The 19,736-nt window shown below is 63.1% G+C and carries 17 protein-coding genes and 1 tRNA gene; 7 read left to right on the top strand and 11 right to left on the bottom strand.

Going from position 1 to position 19,736, the window contains the following annotated elements:
• Positions 1-54 precede the first annotated feature (54 nt).
• The 3 genes from galT (at position 55) to KCX59_RS06860 (ending at position 3,661) form a co-directional block, all read left to right on the top strand.
• Entirely contained in the window at positions 55-1,203 is a 1,149-nt protein-coding gene (galT, locus tag KCX59_RS06870) for a galactose-1-phosphate uridylyltransferase (protein ID WP_179019236.1), read from the top strand.
• Positions 1,200-2,360 (top strand): galactokinase, encoded by a 1,161-nt coding sequence (gene galK, locus KCX59_RS06865; protein ID WP_179019239.1) that lies wholly within the window; start codon positions 1,200-1,202, stop codon positions 2,358-2,360. The genes galT and galK overlap by 4 nt, the downstream gene beginning before the upstream one ends.
• A 62-nt stretch (positions 2,361-2,422) precedes the next feature.
• Positions 2,423-3,661, top strand: a complete 1,239-nt coding sequence (locus KCX59_RS06860; RefSeq protein ID WP_179019241.1) for an acetyl-CoA C-acetyltransferase — start codon at positions 2,423-2,425, stop codon at positions 3,659-3,661.
• A 59-nt stretch (positions 3,662-3,720) separates the two neighbouring features.
• Here KCX59_RS06860 and KCX59_RS06855 read toward each other — a convergent pair whose 3' ends face one another.
• Positions 3,721-4,632, bottom strand: a complete 912-nt coding sequence (locus KCX59_RS06855; RefSeq protein WP_091466098.1) for a Bax inhibitor-1/YccA family protein — start codon at positions 4,630-4,632, stop codon at positions 3,721-3,723.
• A 342-nt stretch (positions 4,633-4,974) separates the two neighbouring features.
• Between KCX59_RS06855 and KCX59_RS06850 the strand changes: the two genes are divergently transcribed.
• Genes KCX59_RS06850 through KCX59_RS06835 form a run of 4 tightly spaced genes read left to right on the top strand, consistent with a single transcriptional unit; the run spans position 4,975 to position 9,109 of the window.
• Positions 4,975-6,372: a branched-chain amino acid ABC transporter permease gene (locus KCX59_RS06850; RefSeq protein WP_256871585.1), complete on the top strand. Its 1,398-nt coding sequence runs from the start codon at positions 4,975-4,977 to the stop codon at positions 6,370-6,372.
• Positions 6,373-6,381: 9 nt separating this feature from the next.
• On the top strand, positions 6,382-7,350 hold the full coding sequence (locus KCX59_RS06845; protein WP_178997855.1) for a branched-chain amino acid ABC transporter permease: 969 nt from the start codon (positions 6,382-6,384) through the stop codon (positions 7,348-7,350).
• Positions 7,347-8,339, top strand: a complete 993-nt coding sequence (locus tag KCX59_RS06840) for an ABC transporter ATP-binding protein (protein ID WP_178997853.1) — start codon at positions 7,347-7,349, stop codon at positions 8,337-8,339. Before KCX59_RS06845 ends, KCX59_RS06840 begins: the two co-directional genes overlap by 4 nt.
• Positions 8,336-9,109 carry an ABC transporter ATP-binding protein gene (locus tag KCX59_RS06835; protein ID WP_178997851.1) on the top strand — a complete coding sequence of 258 codons (774 nt, stop codon included), beginning with the start codon at positions 8,336-8,338 and terminating at the stop codon, positions 9,107-9,109. The genes KCX59_RS06840 and KCX59_RS06835 overlap by 4 nt, the downstream gene beginning before the upstream one ends.
• A gap of 59 nt (positions 9,110-9,168) precedes the next feature.
• On the opposite strand, the gene KCX59_RS06830 is transcribed toward KCX59_RS06835, so the two are convergent.
• The 10 genes from KCX59_RS06830 to eno all read right to left on the bottom strand — a co-directional run bounded on the left by KCX59_RS06830 (position 9,169) and on the right by eno (position 19,702).
• Complete coding sequence (locus tag KCX59_RS06830) at positions 9,169-10,107, bottom strand: lipid kinase (protein WP_179019243.1); 939 nt, start codon at positions 10,105-10,107, stop codon at positions 9,169-9,171.
• 111 nt (positions 10,108-10,218) lie between these two features.
• Positions 10,219-11,574, bottom strand: coding sequence for an ABC transporter substrate-binding protein (locus KCX59_RS06825; protein ID WP_017198708.1), 1,356 nt, complete (start codon positions 11,572-11,574; stop codon positions 10,219-10,221).
• Positions 11,575-11,797: 223 nt separating this feature from the next.
• A tRNA-Leu gene (locus KCX59_RS06820) sits at positions 11,798-11,871 on the bottom strand.
• A 21-nt stretch (positions 11,872-11,892) separates the two neighbouring features.
• Positions 11,893-12,813, bottom strand: coding sequence for an N-acetyltransferase (locus tag KCX59_RS06815; protein ID WP_179019245.1), 921 nt, complete (start codon positions 12,811-12,813; stop codon positions 11,893-11,895).
• Between the two features lie 103 nt (positions 12,814-12,916).
• Positions 12,917-14,371: an NAD(P)/FAD-dependent oxidoreductase gene (locus tag KCX59_RS06810; protein ID WP_179019247.1), complete on the bottom strand. Its 1,455-nt coding sequence runs from the start codon at positions 14,369-14,371 to the stop codon at positions 12,917-12,919.
• A gap of 38 nt (positions 14,372-14,409) precedes the next feature.
• Complete coding sequence (locus KCX59_RS06805) at positions 14,410-15,822, bottom strand: S8 family serine peptidase (protein WP_179019249.1); 1,413 nt, start codon at positions 15,820-15,822, stop codon at positions 14,410-14,412.
• The gene (locus tag KCX59_RS06800; protein WP_179019251.1) at positions 15,819-16,781 is read right to left on the bottom strand and encodes a Ppx/GppA phosphatase family protein; all 963 of its coding nucleotides are present in this window, start codon (positions 16,779-16,781) and stop codon (positions 15,819-15,821) included. Before KCX59_RS06800 ends, KCX59_RS06805 begins: the two co-directional genes overlap by 4 nt.
• On the bottom strand, positions 16,778-17,461 hold the full coding sequence (locus tag KCX59_RS06795) for a DUF501 domain-containing protein (RefSeq protein ID WP_178997842.1): 684 nt from the start codon (positions 17,459-17,461) through the stop codon (positions 16,778-16,780). Before KCX59_RS06795 ends, KCX59_RS06800 begins: the two co-directional genes overlap by 4 nt.
• 68 nt (positions 17,462-17,529) lie before the next feature.
• Positions 17,530-18,273 (bottom strand): septum formation initiator family protein, encoded by a 744-nt coding sequence (locus KCX59_RS06790; RefSeq protein ID WP_179019253.1) that lies wholly within the window; start codon positions 18,271-18,273, stop codon positions 17,530-17,532.
• Positions 18,274-18,421: 148 nt separating this feature from the next.
• Complete coding sequence (gene eno / locus KCX59_RS06785) at positions 18,422-19,702, bottom strand: phosphopyruvate hydratase (RefSeq protein ID WP_091466077.1); 1,281 nt, start codon at positions 19,700-19,702, stop codon at positions 18,422-18,424.
• Between the last annotated feature and the right edge of the window lie 34 nt (positions 19,703-19,736).

The following is a 19,736-nucleotide window of genomic DNA, read 5'->3' as shown; positions in this document are numbered from 1 at the left end:
GTTTGCTTTTGTTAGAAACTACGCGTTTTTGGTTGCTTGTGGAATGATTGACGTATGAGCCGCATCACCAGCACCCGCCTCGCAGACAGCCGAGAGCTGATCTACTTCGACGACCCCGGGACTCCGGAACGGACACCGGACTCGTTGGTGGACCACCGCGAGCTTCCAGCCCGCGGTGAGCCGGGTGAGGTCCGCTATGACGCCTTGTCGGGTGACTGGGTGGCCGTGGCTGCCCACCGCCAGACGCGTACGCACCTTCCCCCGGCTGATCAGTGCCCCATCTGCCCCGCCACAGCTGCGAACCCCTCCGAAATTCCGGCATCGGATTACGACGTCGTGGTGTTCGAGAACCGCTTCCCGTCGCTGGGCCCGGCCTTGGGCGACATCCCCCCGATTCCTGCCCCGGGGCACTCCGGCCACAACGTCAAGGGAGCGGCATATGGCCGCTGTGAGGTGGTTGCCTTCACGCCACAGCACACCGGCTCCTTTGCCGAACTGGGCGAAACGCGCGCCCGCACGGTCATTGAAGCGTGGGCCCAGCGGACCGAAGCGTTGAGCGCCCTGCCCGGCATCAAGCAGGTGTTTCCTTTCGAGAACCGCGGCGCGGACATCGGGGTCACCCTGCACCACCCTCACGGCCAGATCTACGCCTACCCCTACGTAACTCCCCGAGCCGCCCAGCTCGGTGCGGTGGCACGGAAGTACTACGACGACGTCGACGCGAAGGAAACGCTCGGGGCCTCACTCCTCAACGCTGAACGCGAGGACGGCAGCCGTATGGTCCTGGAAGCCAAGCATTTCAGTGCCTACGTACCTTTCGCGGCCCGCTGGCCCCTGGAAGTCCACCTCGTTCCGCACCGCAGCGTCCCCGATCTTGCGGCACTCACGGGGGAAGAACGCGATGAGCTCTCGTACGTCTACTTGGACCTGCTGAAGCGGCTCGACGCCCTCTACCCCACCCCCATGCCGTACATCTCGGCCTGGCACCAGGCCCCGCTGGACCCGGCTCTTCGCCCTGCGGGCCAGTTACACCTGCAGCTGACCTCACCTCGCCGCGCTGCCGATAAGCTCAAGTATCTGGCCGGCTCCGAGGCCGCCATGGGAGCCTTCATCAACGACACCACCCCCGAAGCGGTGGCGGAGCGGCTACGCAGCGTCGCCGCATCACCTTCGAACAAAACCCTGGAAGGCACACGAGCATGACCACCACCACCGAGACCGGCGTCCTCGCCGCCCGCTTCCAGGAAACGTTCGGCGCAGCTGCCGACGGCGTGTGGCAGGCACCGGGACGCGTCAATCTGATCGGCGAGCACACGGACTACAACGAGGGCTTTGTGCTCCCCTTCGCCATCGATAAGACGGCAAAGGTGGCACTGCGGGTCCGCGACGACTCAAGGGTGCGTATGCTGTCCACCTTTGGCGGGCACGGCGTGGTGGAAGCCGACCTCGCGGACTCGGAACCCGGATCCGGTGAGGGATGGTCCCGCTACCCGCTCGGCGTCGCCTGGGCGCTCAAGGAACGCGGCATCGAGGTGCCCGGCTTTGACCTCCTGCTTGATTCCGATGTTCCCTCCGGAGCCGGCCTCTCTTCATCACACGCGATTGAGTGCGCCGTCATCTCAGCCCTTAACGAATTGACGGGCGCCGGTTTCGCTGCCGAGGACCTGGTCCTCGCGACACAGCGCGCCGAGAATGTGTTCGTTGGCGCACCCACCGGAATCATGGACCAGTCAGCATCCCTGCGCGGCGCCAAGGGACACGCTGTGTTCCTGGACTGCCGGGACCAGCATGTGGAGTTGGTCCCGTTCGACGCAGAAGCTTCCGGCCTGGTCCTGTTGGTTATCGACACAAAGGTGTCGCACTCGCATGCCGACGGCGGATACGCCTCCCGCCGCGCGTCCTGCGAGTTGGGTGCCGGGATTCTTGGCGTCAAAGCACTGCGCGACGTCGGCGTGGAGCGTTTGGAGGAAGCATCAGGCCTGCTGGACGAAACTACCCTTCGGCGGGTCCGCCACGTGGTCACGGAAAACGATCGGGTCCTCCAGACAGTGGAAGTCCTGGGCACCGAGGGCCCTGCCGCCATCGGAGCCTTGCTGGATGCCAGCCACGTTTCGATGCGCGACGATTTTGAGATCTCCTGTCCGGAACTGGATCTTGCCGTGGATACTTCCCGGGCCAACGGTGCTATCGGCGCCCGCATGACGGGCGGTGGTTTTGGCGGTTCCGCCATCGCACTGACCCCGGTTGGCCAGGAGCAACAGGTACGCGACGCCGTCGTGCGTTCCTTCGCGAAGGCGGGCTTCACTGCCCCTGACATCTTCACCGTTACCCCGGCCGCTGGAGCTCTTCGCCTGGCCTGAGGCGTCCGGTTTCTCCTGCGAGCGCCCGGCGTCCCACCTGATGCCGGGCGTAAGCTGGGGCCATGACTGAGGCTGTCATCGTAGCTACTGCAAGAAGCCCTATTGGCCGGGCCTTCAAGGGTTCCCTCAAGGAGGAACGTCCGGATGACCTGGCAACCGCCATGGTGCAGGCCGCCCTCGCGAACGTTCCGGGCTTCGATCCCGCAGCGGAGGACGGGCGAGGCTTGGACGACATCCTGCTGGGTTGCGCTGAACCCAGTGGCGAGGCCGGTTCCAACATGGCGCGGGTAGTGGCTGTCCTTGCCGGGCTGGACCGCGTGCCAGCGGCCACTATCAACCGTTTCTGTGCATCAAGCCTGCAAACCTTGCGGATGGCCTTCCACGCCATCAGATCCGGGGAAGCCCACGCGATTGTCTCCGCGGGAGTGGAGAGCGTGTCCAGGTACCAGAACTGGGCGGGTGCCGGCGAAACGGACTCTTCCAACCACAACCCGCTCTTCGAGGCGGCAGCCCAACGTACGGCCTCCCGCGCGGCGTCCAACATCCCTTGGACCGACCCCCGGCTTGGCGGCCGCCTGCCCGACATCTACATCTCCATGGGCCAGACCGCCGAGAACGTTGCCACCAGCTATGGCATCAGCCGGGCCGAGCAGGACGAGTGGGCCGTCCTCAGCCAGAATCGTGCCGAAGCCGCGATCGCCGCAGGGTTTTACGCCCGGGACATTACGCCCTACACACGCAAGGACGGCACCGTCGTGGAGCGGGACGACTCCCCCCGCGCGGGGGTGACCCTCGAAGCTGTATCCGCCCTGCAACCGGTCTTCCGCTCAGAAGGGACCGTCACAGCCGGCAACGCATGCCCGCTCAACGACGGCGCCGCGGCGGTAGTGGTCATGAGTGACTCACGCGCGCGCGAACTGGGCCTGCAGCCTCTCGCGCGGGTCGTTTCAACCGCCGTCAGCGCCCTCTCTCCCGAGCTCATGGGCATGGGGCCCGTGGAATCCACGCGACGGGCCCTCAGGTTGGCTGGCCTGACCATGGATGACATTGATCTGGTGGAGCTCAACGAAGCTTTCGCTGTGCAGGTGGTGGCGAGCGCCCGTGAGTTGGGGATTGACCCCGCAAAGCTCAACGTCCATGGTGGGGCCATAGCCTTGGGCCATCCCTTCGGCATGACCGGCGCCCGGATGACAAGCACGCTCCTCAACGGCCTCAAGGAACGAGACGGAACTCTGGGGCTTGCCACCTTGTGCGTCGGTGGCGGTCAAGGGATGGCCGTTGTTTTCGAACGATTGAGCTAGCCAGGACGCAAAAATGCCCCCGAAAACTCGGGGGCATTTCGCGTTGGAGCTGTTTGTAGCTAGTCGTCGCCTCGCAGGATCGCCAAAAGGCGGATGATTTCGACGTAGAGCCAAACCAGCGTGACCGTCAGGCCGAACGCCGCAACCCAGGAGTAACGCTCCGGGGCGCCTGCGCGGACGCCTTCTTCGATGCTGGTGAAGTCCATGATCAGCGAGAACGCTGCCAGGCCGATGGCCAGGATGCCGATGAAGACACCCAGCGGGATGCCGAAGATCTCGAAGCTTGTGCGGAGGCCGAAGGGCTCCTGCACAGCGCCGGTCCACATCATCACCATGTTGATCAGTGCGAAGACCGCGTAACCAATGGTGGCGATCAGGAAGAAGCGCATCATCTTCGGGGTGGCGCGGACCTTGCCGCTCTTGAAGAGCACCAGGGTGACGCCGAAGACTGCCAGCGTGCCGATGACGGCTTGGAGACCGACGCCGGGGTACATGCCGTCCAGGATACGGGTGAGGCCACCGAGGAACAGGCCCTCAAGGCCGGCGTAGGCAAGGATCAGTGCCGGTGAAGGCTGCTTCTTGAACGTGTTGACCAATGCCAGGACGAATCCGCCCAAGGCACCAACGATCATGAGCATGGTGGAGAGGGCGGGCGCCACGAAGAGTGTGACGCCGGCACCGATGATGAGAACCACGAGGCAGGCGACAGTCTTCATGATGACGTCGTCATAGGTCATGCGGCCGGTGTCGGCCGGTCCTGCAGCGGGCTGGTTGTACATCTGCTGCAGCTGCTCATTGGTCATGTTCTGCTGCTGGGCCGACCATGCTGCATGGCCGTCCATGACCTGGCTCGGTGCACGGCCTGGTGCCTGGTTGAACTGCTGGCCGTACGGGTTCTGCGGTACAGGCGGGGCCTGCTTTGCTCCACGGAAATTCTTTCCGTTGAAGACTGGGTTTCCGCCAAGTGCCATTGCGGGTGTCCTCCTGAAAAAGGGCTAGTGATAGTTCACGGTACCAATTACCACGCGCGCGCGGCAGGAAAAGTTCCCTTGTTCACGGAGACGAAACTCAACCGTGACAAGAAATTGGAAGACTGTCGCCTTGGGAACGTTTAGTAGCACCCTTAAACAACAAAGGTTTACTTAAGGATTGCTACATCACTAGTTGCCTATAGCTTCACAGTTGTTATCCGATCGCGATCTTCGCACCCCCGAACTGGGCATTTATTATCTCCACCGGACGGTAACATAGGCCACACATGGGTGACTTAGATCACAAACGAGGCAGCTAGGCAAGAACTGTTCACAAGCCCCATGTCCGTTCGCACCGGCTGCAAAGGCGCAGCCGGGACCACCCCCACTGTGGAGGTTTCCATTTTGAGAAGCACACTGCGCGACCCGTCCATGAGACGGTCCAAAGGACTGCAGAGAGTTGTGGGGGCGCTGTTCGCAGCCCTCATCACCGCTCTGTTGATCGCCGCCCCCTCGGCACAGGCAACCACCCCCTCGCCTTCGCCGTCACCGACGACTTTCCAGAACAACATCAGCGGGTTCCTCCGCGATGATGCCCGGGCTCCCATACCCGGCGTCAAGATCAAAGCCACGGGCAACGGGTTTGAAGGTGAAGCCACCTCCGGAGCCAACGGAGCCTGGACCATCGGCGTTCCCGTCCAAGGCACTTACACCATTGAGCTGGACACCTCCACCTTGCCGGAGGGCATCGCACTGGCCGAGGGCCAGGACAATCCCCGCGATGTCACGTTCAGCCAGACGTCCAACTTGTCGGTGATCTTTGCCTTCGGCGAGGGCATCGTGGTCCAGCAACAGGACTTCGGCCAGAACCTCCTCAACCGCCTCGTCGCGGGCCTGAGCTTCGGCCTCCTCCTTGCACTCGCCTCGGTTGGCCTCTCCCTGATCTTCGGAACCACCGGCCTGACCAACTTCGCCCACGGTGAGATGGTGACGCTGGGCGCAGTACTGGTGTTCATGTTCAACGCCTTCGGGTTCCCCTTCTGGCTGGCCATCCTGCTTGCCCTGGTAGGCGGCGGTCTCTTCGGCTACGTCCAGGACGCAGGGCTCTGGCGGCCGTTGAGGAAACGTGGCTCAGGCTTGGTCCCCATGATGATCGTCAGCATCGGTCTCGCGTTGGCCATCCGCTACGTCATCCAGTTCTTCTTCGGCGGTGCAACGCAGCAGCTGCCCGGCGCTCAGAGTGCCGAGATCCAGATCGGCCCTGTTTCGATCTCCCCGAACAACCTGTGGTCCCTGATCATCAGTGCCGTGGTCATCGCCCTGATCGGCATCGTCCTGCTGAAGACCCGTCTGGGCAAGGCAACCCGTGCAGTAGCCGACAATCCCGCGCTGGCAGCCGCCTCCGGCATCGACGTCGACTCCGTTATCCGCATTGTGTGGATCGTCGGCGGCGTCCTCGCCTCCCTCGGTGGCATCCTGTGGGCGTACTACCGCCCTGGCGTCACCTTCGACATGGGCTCGCAAATCCTGTTGCTCATCTTCGCCGGCGTGACGCTGGGTGGTTTGGGGACCGTCTTCGGTGCCCTGATCGGCTCGATCGTCGTCGGCATCTTCGTGGAACTGACTACCGTGTTCGGCCTCCCCGCCGACCTCAAGTACGTCGGTGCCCTGTTCATCATGATTGTTGTTCTTCTGTTCCGACCGCAGGGTATCCTCGGCCGGCGTGAGCGTGTGGGTTAGGAGCGGGCCATGGACTTCGGATTTATTTTCTCCAGCGCCCTTGGCGAACTGTTCAGCCCGACGACGGCGGCCTACGCACTTGCCGCTTTGGGCCTCGCGGTGCACTTCGGCTACTCAGGCCTGCTGAACTTCGGCCAGGCCGGCTTCATGGCTGTGGGTGCCTACGGTTTCGCAATCTCTACCCTGAGTTTCGACGCCCCGTTCTTCCTTGCACTGATCATCTCTGTTCTTTGCTCGGTGATCTTCGCCTTCATCCTGGGTATTCCTACGCTGCGGCTTCGTGCCGACTACCTGGCTATCGTCACCATCGCCGCCGCCGAAATTGTGCGGTACGTGGTCACTACCAACCAGCTCACCAGCGTCACAGGCTCCGCCAACGGCCTGGCAGCGTTTGAGAACACCTTCTATGCCATGAATCCCTTCCCTGAAGGGTCCTACATGGGCATGAACAACCGCGACTTCTTTATCCGCGTCGTCGGGTGGGGCCTGGTCATCGTGTGCTGCCTCCTGGTGTGGCTCCTGATGCGCAGCCCCTGGGGCCGCGTCCTGAAGGGCATCCGGGAAGACGAGAACGCTGTCCGCTCGCTCGGCAAGAACGTCTACGCCTACAAGATGCAGGCGCTGGTCATAGGTGGCGTGCTCGGCGCCTTGGCGGGCATGATCTTCACCCTCCCCCGCGGCGCCGTCCAGCCGTCCAACTACGGCACAGAGCTCACGTTCTTCCTGTGGACCTGCCTCCTGCTCGGCGGTATGGCCACGGTATTGGGGCCGGTCATCGGAGCCATGATTTTCTGGGTGGTGCTCTCGCTGACGCAGAGCCTGCTCTACGGCCTCATCGAATCAGGGGCAGTCACCTGGCTGACCACCGTCCAGGCAGGCCAGCTGCGCTACATCCTGGTAGGCGTTGCACTGATGCTCCTGATGATCTTCCGCCCGCAAGGCGTCTTCGGCAATAAGAAGGAGCTTGCTTTCGCATGAGTGAGACCAACGAACGCAACACCGAAAATATCGACTACATGACCGATTCGCGGCCCATCGCCGTCGGGGAGAATACCCCCGGCTGCAAGAAGCGCGATCCCATTGTGGTGGCAGAGGATGTCACACGTTCTTTTGGCGGCATTAACGCAGTGGACGTGGAATACCTGGAGATCCCCCGCCACAAGATCACCGCCTTGATCGGCCCCAACGGAGCCGGCAAGACCACCCTTTTCAACCTGCTCACGGGCTTTGACACCCCCAACACGGGCAAGTGGCAGTTTGAAGGCAACAGCCTGGCTGGAGTCTCGTCTTACAAGGTCGCCCGCATGGGCATGGTCCGCACGTTCCAACTGACCAAAGTGATGGGCAAGCTGACCGTCATGGAAAACATGCGCCTTGGTGCCGCGGACCAACCCGGCGAACGGCTTTCCAAAGCCCTGTTCAAAGGCATTTGGGGAGGACGCGAAAAGGAAATCACGGCCCAGGCCAACGTGCTGTTGGAGAAGTTCAAGCTGGATACCAAGAAGGACGACTATGCAGCGTCCCTCTCCGGTGGTCAGCGCAAGCTCCTGGAGATGGCACGCTCCCTGATGGTGAAGCCCAAGCTGGTGATGCTGGATGAGCCCATGGCCGGTGTGAACCCGGCCTTGACACAGTCGCTGCTGGACCACATCAAGAACCTCAAAGCGGAGGGCATGACCGTGCTCTTCGTGGAGCACGACATGAACATGGTCCGCCACATTGCTGACTGGGTTGTAGTCATGGCCGAAGGCAAGGTAGTTGCCGAAGGACCTCCGGGTGAAGTCATGAAGAACCCCGCCGTCATCGACGCCTACCTCGGCGCCCACCACGATGTGGACCTTGGCGACGCTGAAGGCATCAAGGTGCTCGAGGCAGAACTCGAAGCTGACGAAGAGTCCGTGGTGGGAACAGAAGACGCCGGCATCCTGTCCGAGATCGAAGAAACCAAGAAGGAGGACGGGAAATGAGCAGCAGCACCAGCGCAATGCCCGCCTCGGCGGCAGCGCCGGCCGGCGATTCCGTGGTCAAGGTTACTAACCTCGTGGCCGGCTACATTCCTGGCGTCAACATCCTCAATGGCTGCAGCATAGAGGCCCGCAAGGGTGAGTTGATAGGCATTATCGGCCCCAACGGCGCCGGTAAATCAACGCTCCTAAAGGCCATGTTCGGTTTGGTGAAGGTCCACTCCGGCACAGTGGTGGTTCGTGGCCAGGACCTCACGGGGTTGAAGGCCAACAAGCTGGTCACCCAGGGTGTGGGCTTCGTCCCGCAGACAAACAATGTCTTCGCCACACTGACCATCGAAGAGAATCTCCAAATGGGCATGTTCCAGCGGCCCAAGGATTTCTCCGAACGCTTCGACTTTGTCACCAGCCTCTTTCCGGAGTTGGGAAAGCGGCGTGCTCAACGTGCAGGGTCTCTGTCCGGCGGCGAACGCCAGATGGTGGCCATGGGCAGGGCACTCATGATGGACCCGGCTGTGCTGCTGCTCGACGAGCCGTCGGCAGGCCTCTCCCCCGTCAAACAGGACGAGACCTTCCTCCGTGTCCACGAGATTAACCGCGCCGGAGTCTCGGTAATCATGGTGGAACAGAACGCCCGCCGTTGCCTGCAGATCTGCGACCGCGGCTATGTCCTGGACCAAGGCAAGGATGCGTACACAGGTACGGGCCGTGAGCTCATGAAGGACCCCAAGGTCATCCAGCTCTACCTGGGTACCTTGGCCGACGAAGTCTAGCCGCAGTAGCCCCGACGGCCTGGTTCCGGTGCAAGGCCGGAACCAGGCCGTCGGTGTTTTTAATTCCGTCCCTCAAACGTCGCGCTGCTGCTGTTCCCCGGCACCACCACGTGCACCGCATTTCGCTCAACCGTGAAGTCGGTGGGCGTGCTGGTGGTGATCTCGCCGTCGAGGTTCACCGGCAGCGGCGGACTGGTCACCAGCCTGACGTTCCGGCTGGTGAGGTGGAGCACCCGCTCGTTTTCCACAAACTTGCCATTCTTGAGCGAACGCGCGATCTTTGCCTGCTCCCGCAGCGGCGCCGCATGGATCGCGTAGATGTCCAGTGTGTGATCATCGATCCCCGCTGTCGGAGAAACCGCGTTGCCGCCTCCGTAGTACCTTCCGTTTCCCACAGCTACCTGCAGCAGGTCCTTCAACTCCACGGGCTCATGGTCCCCGTCCGGGAATTCGAGGCGGGCGTGGAACGGCTTGTACGTGGCGTAGGAGCGAAGCGTAGCCACTCCGTATGCCACGGGCCCGATGAGTCGTTTGAGGCGCGGACTGAGCGCCTGCGTGACGGCCACGGACAGGCCGGCTGAAGCCACGTTGAGGAAAGGTTGGCCATTTGCCCGCCCGAGGTCGATGTCCACTACTTTTCCGTCCGCGAGGGCAGCGCAGGCGCTGCCCAGGTCCCGGGGGATTTCCAGCGTCCTGGCGAGGTCATTCGCGGTGCCAAGGGGAAGAACACCCAGCACGACGTCGGTACCCGCCACGAGTCCTGCTGCGGAGGCAACTGTTCCGTCGCCTCCCCCAACAACCACAAAATCGTGGCCTTCGGTGATCGCTTGTTCCAGGGCTCGGCCGAGGTCCCCGCCCCCGGACACCGTATACATCGCGGAGACCGGGAGCCCTGCCTTTGCGAGACTGTCGACCACCAACTTTTGAGCCGCGGAACCTTTGCGTGAACCGGCGTTGATGACCACGGCGATGGAGCGGGCTTCCCGGGTTGGCTTCATGAGGACATGGTAGGTCTACAGCCTGTGTGAGGGCTTTGTTAACGCCCAACGGGTCCCCTTCCTTGTGAGGAAGGGGACCCGTTGCTAATTGCGGTCTAGTTGGCGTTCAGCTTAGAGCTTGCCGAACTCTTCGCGGACCGGCTTGTAGGTGTTGTCGTCCTGGTATTCGTAGATACCGATGTACGCCTCGGTGGGGTCGCCGGCATCGGAGAACGTTACCGGACCGGACTGGCCGTCGTAGTCAACGTCCTTGCCCTCGCGGAGCAGGGTGACGCATGACGGGAAGTCGGTGCACTTCTCGCCGCCTTCAGAGACTTCCTTGAGCTTGGCCGCGATGTCCGTGCCCTTGGTGCTCTTGGCTGCCTCAGATGCCAGCGCAATCAGGTTCACGGCGTCGTAGGACTCGCCTGCGTAGCTGTAATCCTTCAGGGCGGGATCGATCGCGAGGAGCTTCTGCTTGAAGGCGTCCTTGGCGAACGTACCGGGGATGGTTCCCTGTGCGCCCTTCATGGTGCCTGCCTGGAAGTCCTTGCTGTAGTCCGAGGTGTTGCCGTCAACCATGAACAGCTGCGTGGGCTTGACGCCCTTGCCGGTCATCAGCGGGACGATGCTCTTGGCCTGGTCGAAGGTGATCAACGCGATCGCATCGGGCTTGGCTGCGAGGACCTTGTCCACCTGACTGCTGAACTGTGAATCACCCTCGTTGAAGAGTTCTTCTGCAACAACCTTGCCGCCGGCTGCCTCGAAAGCTTCCTTGACGTTCTTCTGCAGGCCGGTTCCGTAGGCGTCGTTGAGAACGATCATGCCAACAGTCTGGGCGCCACAGGTAGCCATGTAGTTGCCGAGGACCTTGCCCTGCAGGACGTCGGACGGTGCCGTGCGCCAGTAGAGGCCCTTGTCATCCCATGTGGTGAAGTCAGGTGAGGTGTTCGCCGGGGAGAAGTGGATGACGCCGGCGCCCGTGATCTGGTTGATGACCGTCTTGGAAACGCCGGACGAGGCCGCACCGATTACTGCGCTCACACCCTGGCCCAGCAAGGCTGTGGTGGACTGCGTGGCGATGTCGGTCTTGGTGTCACCGGAGTCGCGGTGGGTTACTTCCACCGGGGCACCCAAAACGCCACCGGCGTCGTTGACTTCCTTGACGCCGAGGTTGACACCGGCAATTTCAGGCGGGCCGAGGAACGCCAGCGACCCCGTTGTCGGCAGGAGCGATCCAAGCTTAAGCGGCGTAGCCGTGGTGGTGGTCGAGGGAGGTACAGGTCCCGTGTTGGTGGCAGCCTGGCTGTTGCCGGCCCCCGCCCCGCCGCTCGGTGCCGGGCAGGCGATACCTGCCGCGGCGGCGGATTGGGACCCAGTCTGGGTAGGTGTCGAAGACCCACCACAAGCTGTGGCCAAGAGCGCGACCCCAATGCCAAGCGCGGTTAGCTTGGCGGCTCGGGGCGCCGCTGGGGAAAGATCAAACATTCGTTGTCTCCTCGATCGAAAGGTGCGAACTGCCTTTGATGCGATTACTCAGGTGTTCCTGATTAAGACTCAAACTAGTGCAATTGCCCCGGGAACATAAGTGATTCAGGTCACATCCCTATAACACTCGTTGCCTGTGGGGAATCTACGAGCATGCTGGGAAAAGTCACTGAAGAGGAGAACCGTGCACAGGAAGGGAGAAAGAGCTCTCACCTTGCGTCTGTGCCCCAGGTGGGACTCGAACCCACAACACGCGGATTTTAAGTCCGCTGCCTCTGCCAATTGGGCTACTGGGGCGCCCGGACCATGGTATCCCAGCTAGAGCCGGTTGAATGGCGCGGCGTAGCGAAAGGTGCCCCGGACGCCGTCGGGCCATTCCGGTAGGGGTAGAAGCTGGAAGTGCTCGCCCCACATCGCCTCAGGCGGTTCAACGCCCACGGAGGTGGCTGGCACATAGCCGAAACGCGGATAGTAGAGAGGGCTGCCGAGCAATGCGATTCCGGGTTCTCCGAGTGCCGTGGCACGAGCCGCCGTCTCGCGCATCAACGCCGAACCAACCCCGCGCCGCTGGAAGGGTGGAAGCACGCCTATGGGACCCAAGCCCAGCATTTCGAGCTCTCCCACCCAGCCCCGCGTGCTGATGGCGTGACCCACGATTTCACCGCCCATTTCTGCCACGATGCTGAGTTCCGGGACGTACTCGCTGCACTCAAAAAGCTCGCGCAAGAGCCCCACTTCAATCGGCGTACCTTCAACGGGTTCACCGGTCACCGGGGAGACAGAAAACGCCCGTGCAGTCAGTTCCAGGATCTCGGCCCGGTCCTCGGGCCGCTCCGAACGCAGGACCACGCCGCGGGCAAGAAGCCGCAGCACGTCCATGGCCCGGCCCGCGTCCTCCGACGGCACCAGCAGGTGATCGTGATGGAAACCTGCCAGGACGTTACAACTGATCCCTGCGTGCGTCAGCGCAGCACTGACAGCAGCGGTGAGCCCTACGGCTTCCAAAGCCGAATGGACCTGGAGCGTGATCCATGTGGCCACGAAATCGTAGCTTAGGTCCAAAGAATCGGCTTCGTCGCGGTGAAGGACTACCGTTAGGCCTTCGGCCTCGCGAACTGCCGCTTCGATGCCACCTTCCAAAGGGCGGCCATGCGGCCAAAGAGCGTAAACGTATTCGCCATCGCGGGCTACGGGATGAAGCGACTCCAGGAGCGTCTTCAGATCAGTTTCACCGGACATGGCAACAGTCTAGGGGGCAGCTTTAGCGCGCCCGCCCAGGCGACGGCGTTAAACGCCGACGGCGACCATCCCCCGCAAGGGGACGGCCGCCGTCGTGCGTGTACTACTTGGCGTCAGCAGTTACCGGAGTCTTGACTTCCTCGGCAACCGGCTTGGCTTCCACCGGTGCCGGAGCGGCAGCAGGCTTGGGAGCAGGCGTCGCTGCGGCCACGAAGGCACCGCGCGGGTTGTCCAGGTCCATCAGCGGCGTGGTGTCGCGGCCGGCGAAGAAGGCCAGGATCCAGCCGAGGATCACGCGGAACTTGCGCTCCACCGTGGGCATCGCCATGCCGTGATAACCACGGTGGGCCAGCCAGGCGAGGCCGCCCTTGAGGCCGATGCGGCCGAGCAGGTTGATGTTTGCAACACCCTTCCACTCGCCGAAACCGGCTACAGCACCGAGGTTCTTGTGCTTGTAGTCGTGCAGCGGCTTGTCCCAGCGGGAGGCCCAGAGGTTCTTAGCGAGCTTCTTGGCCTGGCGCAGGGCGTGCTGGGCGTTGGGGACGCAGGTGCCGTCCGGCAGGCCCTTGCCCGTGAGGTCCGGAACAGCGGCGATGTCGCCGGCTGCCCAGGCGTTCTCCACGATGCCTTCATCGCCTGCGATGCGCAGGTCAGGCAGGACGCGGACGCGGCCTCGCGGTTCCAGCGGGAAGTCGGTGGAGCGGATCATCGGGTTGGCCTGCACGCCGGCAGCCCATACCAGGGTGTCTGCTTCAACTTCACCGGCGGGGGTCTTGTCCGGGAGGTTGATCAGCTTGAGGTTGCCCTCGGCACTGTCGAGGGAAGTGTTCAGGAGTACTTCGATGCCGCGGCTGCGGAGGTGCTCCACAACCCACTCGGCCTGCGAGGCGGTGACCTCGGGCATGATGCGGCCCATGGCTTCAACCAGGACGAAGCGGACTTCTTCCTGGCGGATGCGGGGGTTGTTGCGCACAGCAGCGCGGGCGAGGTCTTCCATTTCGGTGAGGCATTCGATGCCGGCAAAGCCGCCACCCACCACAACGAAGGTCAGCGCCTTGGCACGCTCTGCGGGGTCAGTCATGGTGGAAGCTGATTCGATGCGCTCCAGCACCTTGTTGCGAAGTGCAACGGCTTCCTCGATGGTCTTCAGGCCGATGCCCTTGTCCGCGAGTCCCTTGATGGGGAACGTGCGGGTGATGGCGCCGGCTGCGATCACGACGTCGAAGTACGGGATCTCGAAGTTCTCGCCGCCGTCGGACGGGGCGATAACCGCGGTCCTGTTGGCGTGGTCGATGCTGGTGACGCGGCCCTGGATGAGCTCAGTCTGCTTGAGGTGCTGACGGTGGGAGACGACGGCGTGGCGTGCCTCGATGTTGCCACCGGCTACTTCCGGGAGGAAGGGCTGGTAGGTCATGTACGGCAGTGGATCAACGACGGTGACGATTCCGCCTGCGTTCGCGATCTTCTTCTGCAGTTTGAGTGCTACGTACAGGCCGACGTAGCCGCCGCCGACGACGAGAACCCGGGGACGGTCAATGAGCTCTGGGGTGGTTGCCATGAGTCCAGAGTACAGTACTTTGTGAAAATCTTCACTAACTACTTCCGGGCAGGCGGATCCACCTTCAAAAGGGCGCCTGTTTCGGCCTCCTCAGTCGCTACTGGCGGGTCCCTTAGGACCCTTCGCAGCTGGACCGCGGCACCTGCAACGAGGGCAATGAACAACGCTCCAAAACCAAGCACGACGGCGGCAGGAAGGGCTTCGTCCACGGTGGCCGGCGTCTTAGCGACGGGGACAGTCGGATCGGCAAGCGTCGGAGCGGCGCTGGTAGGACTCGCCACGGGCGCTTGTGAGGGTTCGCTGAAGACGCCGCGGCGGTGGACGCGGATCCAGTCCGCGATGGAACCCAGCGGGTTGGTGCTGGTGGTGGGTACGTCGTTCTTGAGCGCGGCCTCAGCGTTGAGGATGCCATACCCATAGAGGGGGTCCTTGCCTGGGGCGCCGGCATCCTTGGCAGTGCTGACGATCCTGTTGATGACCTGGGTAGCGCTCATTTCCGGCCACTTGGAACGGATCAGTGCTGCCACACCTGAAACGATGGGTGCCGCTCCGGACGTTCCTGCCCACTCGGCATACGAACCACCGGGAATGCCGCCCACCAGTTTCTCCGCCGGAGCTGCTACTCCAATACTGATGCCCTGGGACGATGAGTCGACGCTGGCGCGTCCCTCACCATCCAACCCGGCTACCGTGAGGACGCCGGGAATAGTTGCCGGGGCACCAACCTGCACGTTGCCACCCACCCGGTTTCCCGCTGCGGCAACAATCACCACATCCTTTTGCTCCGCGTACAGGAACGCTGCGTCCCAGCTCTGCGGCCAATCCGGCGAAGTACTGCCGAGGGAAATGTTGATGACCTTGGCACCGTTGTCCACCGCCCAGCGCACGGCTTCAGGTATTTGCTCCTGGTCCGTCTTGCCGCCCGGGTTGGGCGAACCGAGCCACGTTGAGATGGCGAGAATCTCCGCTTCGGGCGCCACGCCCGTGATCCCGTCCGGTCCCCCGGCGGGCGGGGTGGTGGGTGGCGGTGGAGGTGCGGCCGGCTTTGGAGCTGCTGACCCTGATGCCGATGGCGACGGCGAGGGGGTGGGCGTGGTGTGGCCGCGCCCGGCGAGCATGGTTGCCACAAGGGTGCCGTGTTCGGTCTTGGCGCCAATACTCTTTTGTCCATTCGGAGCCCCGGCCCCGGAGACATCCGTCCCACCGACCACGACGCCCTTGAGGTCAGGGTGGCTTCCGTCAATACCGCTATCGATGATCGCGACCTTGACGCCGGCACCCTTGGACACCTGCCAGGCGTTGGTGACACCCGATTCCTTGAGCCAGTACTCCTTGTCGCGCCATGCATCCGCGTTGGCTGCCGGAGCCGACAACAGCGCACCTGCAAGCGCCCCGCCGGCCAACGTGGTGGCAAGCGCAGCGGACAGGGCGCGTCGGTGCCGCAACGTCATTCGCCGTCCCGGATACTCAGGGCGATGCCGTCAAGAATGTCGTGTTCGCTGGAAACAGCCGCGCGAATGGTTCCGTTGCTGACCGTTTCCATCCGTGCCAGAATGCGGCGCCAAACCAAAGCTCCCGCTCCGATCACATCTACGCGTCCCGGGTGCATATAGGGAAGGGCAGCACGTTCTTCGCGCGTCATTTCCAGCAGGCTGGTGCATGCGTTCGTGATGGTTTCGAGGTCCAGCGAAGCACCGTGGATTCGGCCCGGCTCATATTTGCTCAGGCCCAACGCGTGCGCGGTGATGGTGGTGATGGAACCAGCGACCCCAACCACCGCTGTGGCGCGGCCGAGCGGTACCGTCTGAGCGGCAAGATCAAGTGCGGCATCGACGTCGGCCTCTGCTGCGGTGATTTGCGCAGCCGTGGGCGGGTCGCTGCGAAGGTGACGTTCAGTCAACCGCACGCACCCAATGTCCACCGAGCGCGCTGCGATAACGCCGCTGGAGTCGCCCAGCACGAATTCGGTACTCCCTCCGCCCAGGTCAACCACCAGGATGGCGTCCTCCCCCGTGACGGGCAGGACGCTGCTGGCTCCCGCGAAGGACAACGCAGCTTCCTCGTCACCGGAAATGACCTCTGGCCGTACGCCCAGGAGATCCCGGATGCCGTCCACAAAGACCTGGCGGTTACTGGCATCACGAGTTGCCGAAGTAGCGGCAAAACGGACTCGTTCGGCACCGTGTTCCTGGATGAGCCGGGCGTAGTCCCGCGTAGCAGCAAAGGTGCGCTCCAAGGCTTCCGGAGCCAGCTCGCCCGTGGCATCGACGCCCTGGCCCAGCCGCACCACCCGCATTTCACGCACGACGTCGGTCAGCGGACCCTGCGCGTCCGGTAGTCCGTCTGAGACATCAGCGATAAGCAGCCGGATGGAGTTGGTACCGCAGTCAATGGCAGCCACGCGGCTCATGCGGTGCCTTCCTGCTCGTCAAGGGATTCAATCTTGGACTTCCGCACCGGCGCGGGACGCCCCACGATGTCAGGCAGCCCCTGCGGACCATGGCGGCTCAAATCCCGTGAAGGAGCCTCGCCGGCTGTGTCCCAAGCGCCGTCGCAATAGCAGCGGTCCTTGGTCCACCATTCAGTGATGGCATCCAGTGCCTCGTCCCCCAGCGGATTGACGCCCGGCCCGGCAGCCAAAGAATGCCCCACCAGGACATGCAGGCACTTCACGCGGGTGGGCATACCGCCTGCAGAGATACCGTCGATCTCGGGCACTGCCCCGGTGCCGGAGCGATCAGCAATCTGGTTGCGGGCCTGCAGGTAGGCATCGTGCGCGCCATGATAGGCGCCGGCCAACTCCTGGTCAGCGGTCAGTCGCTCGTTCATCTCATTCATGAGCCCGCCAGCTTCAAGGCGGGACACCGCTGAAGTGATGACCGGGTGGGTCAGGTAGAACGTGGTGGGAAACGGTGTTCCGTTGCTGAGCCGGGGAGCTGTCGCTGCCACCAAGGGGTTGCCGCAGACGCACCTCGCCGGGATCTCGACAACATCCCGGACCGGCCTGCCCAGCTGTCGGCTGAGTACCTCAAGATCGTGTGCTGATGGCTGGCGGGATTCCTGCGGCACGGCTGCCGTGTTCTCTTCCACTTGCGCTGCCAACCTTCCTGCCCCTTTTGTCGCGTCCCATGCGGACACGACGGCGGCGGGCACCGCGTCTAGTCAGTTGCCGATCGTCTGATTGACTCCCAGAGAGCATCCACCCAGGGCAGATTCTCCGGGTTTGCCGACGATCCGGAGCCGGTGCGGCCACCCGGTGTGCCGGCGGCTTCTTCTCCCCCAAACACCCAGTAACCTGTTTCACCCGGCATAACCATGTTAATGCGGTCGCGGGCCTGCTGTTTCACGTAGTTGGGGTCCTGCCACCGGGAGAGCTGCTTGTTCAGCTCGGTTTGCTCCGCTTTCCTGCTCGCAATTTCCGCTTCCAGCGCTGAAATTTCGGCGCGTTTCTCAAGGAAAATCTTCACGGTGGGGGCCAGCAGGACAGTGATGGCAATCATCACGACAGCCAGTGCGAGCATCCGGCCGGAGAACGCCTTGGCCGGTACGGGATCCAGCTCCAGGTCATCCTTCGCCCCGGGGCGTGGTCTTTCCGTGCCCTTGTCCGCAGCCTTCGTGGAAGTGCCTGCCGGCTTGCTCTCCTTGCCCGCCTTGGTACCGGTGGGCGTCTTGCTGTTGCCAGGGGCTTTGGCGCCAACCGCCGCCGTCGGTGTCTTTGACGAAGCCCGCGGCCCGCCGAACTCGGCCTTGATGACGTCGGCACCCTCGGAACCTGCGCCTTCAGAACCCTTGCCGGTCCCGCCGGATGCACCGACCGGACGGGCACCACTAGACGGACGGGCACCACTTGACGGGCGACCAAGGGCGTCGGCCCTGGGTACCTTTGGACGACGGGTGGCCATGACACTCCTGTAATGCCCGGTGCTTGCCTGGCGGGTTGCTGCGCTTGCTGTTGCTGACCTGGCCTGTGGTGAACAGAACCGGAGTAAAACAGAACCGGCGGCCATGGTCTTTCCACCATAGCCACCGGTTACGTGTTTTCGCTGAAGGCTAGCCCTTGAAACGCGGGAACGCGCTGCGGCCGGCGTAGCGTGCGGCGTCGTCGAGTTCTTCTTCGATGCGCAGCAGCTGGTTGTACTTGGCAACACGCTCGGAGCGGGCCGGGGCACCGGTCTTGATCTGGCCCGCGTTGGTGGCAACGGCGATGTCAGCAATAGTGGTGTCCTCGGTTTCGCCGGAGCGGTGCGAGGTAATGGTGGTGTAGCCGGAGCGCTGAGCCAGGGAAACGGCGTCGAGCGTCTCGGTCAGGGAACCGATCTGGTTGACCTTGACCAGCAGGGAGTTGGCCGTGGCCGTCTCGATGCCCTGCTGCAGGCGGACCGGGTTGGTGACAAAGAGATCGTCGCCAACAAGCTGGACCTTGTCACCAATGGTGTCGGTGAGGGTCTTCCAGCCTTCCCAGTCGTTCTCGTCCAGCGGGTCTTCGATGGAAACCAGCGGGTAGTCGGCAACGAGCTCAGCGTAGTAGGCGCTCATCTCGGTGGCAGTAAGTGCCTTGCCTTCAAACTGGTAAGCACCTTCCTTGTAGAACTCGGAAGACGCAACGTCCAAGGCAAGTGCGATGTCCGTGCCCGGGGTGTAGCCGGCGTTCTTGATGGCTTCCTGGATCAGGTCCAGTGCAGCGCGGTTGGACGGCAGGTTGGGGGCAAAGCCACCCTCGTCGCCGAGGCCGGTGGAGAGGCCCTTTTCCTGCAGGACAGCCTTGAGGTTGTGGTAGACCTCAACACCCCAGCGCAGGCCTTCGGAGAAGGTCTCGGCACCGATCGGGGCAATCATGAATTCCTGGATGTCAACATCGGAGTCGGCGTGCGAGCCACCGTTGAGGATGTTCATCAGCGGAACGGGCAGGACGTGGGCGTTCGGGCCGCCCAGGTACTTGTACAGCGGCAGGTCAGCAGAAGCAGCAGCTGCGTTGGCCACGGCCAGGGAAACACCCAGGATGGCGTTGGCGCCGAGCTTGCCCTTGTTGGGCGTACCGTCCAGGTCGATCATGGCCTGGTCGATGCTGCGCTGGTCAGTGGCGTCGAAACCAATCAGGGCCGGGGAGATCTCGTCGATGACGGCGTCAACGGCCTTCTGGACACCCTTACCGAGGTAACGGCCCTTGTCGCCGTCGCGAAGCTCAACGGCTTCGTGCTCGCCGGTGGAGGCACCGGAGGGAACTGCTGCGCGGCCGATCTGGCCGTCGGAGAGCAGGACCTCAACTTCTACGGTCGGGTTTCCGCGGGAATCAAGGATCTCGCGTGCGTGGATGGCATCGATAAGCGCCATGGATGTGCTCCTTATGGGCGAATTACAGGAATGT

Source organism: Paenarthrobacter nitroguajacolicus, assembly GCF_051027655.1.
Classification (GTDB): domain Bacteria; phylum Actinomycetota; class Actinomycetes; order Actinomycetales; family Micrococcaceae; genus Arthrobacter; species Arthrobacter nitroguajacolicus.
This window is presented reverse-complemented; position numbering and strand designations above follow the sequence as displayed.